Below are 288 nucleotides of genomic sequence, written 5' to 3'. Positions count from 1 at the left end.
ATAGGGCGCAACGCGCACGAGTTCCGGCTCAACCCCCGCCCCCAAGACGGCTGCTCGGATGGCGCGCGAGGCCGCCGCGGCTGCGATGTCATTGCCGGAGCCGCTCGGCACCTGAACGGTCACCGAACCGATGCCTGTGTCACGATAGCCGAGAGCGTAATCGTAAATCGCATCCTTGATCTCAGGCGACAAATGCCCGCCACGCATCCCGATCGGGATATCGAGCGTCTCAGCCTCCTCCGAAACCATAATGGGATGTCTCAGGCGATAATCCTGCCGCTCGAGTCC

At 62.8% G+C, this 288-nt stretch carries 1 protein-coding gene; it reads right to left on the bottom strand.

Going from position 1 to position 288, the window contains the following annotated elements; translation table 11 throughout:
- The coding region (locus CH341_RS32180) for a CpaD family pilus assembly lipoprotein (protein ID WP_245431350.1) at positions 1 to 288 on the bottom strand (288 nt) is incomplete at both ends.

The organism is Rhodoplanes roseus (assembly GCF_003258865.1).
Classification (GTDB): domain Bacteria; phylum Pseudomonadota; class Alphaproteobacteria; order Rhizobiales; family Xanthobacteraceae; genus Rhodoplanes; species Rhodoplanes roseus.
The sequence above is the reverse complement of the archived record's forward strand: the minus strand, read 5'-3'. Positions and strand labels throughout refer to the sequence as shown.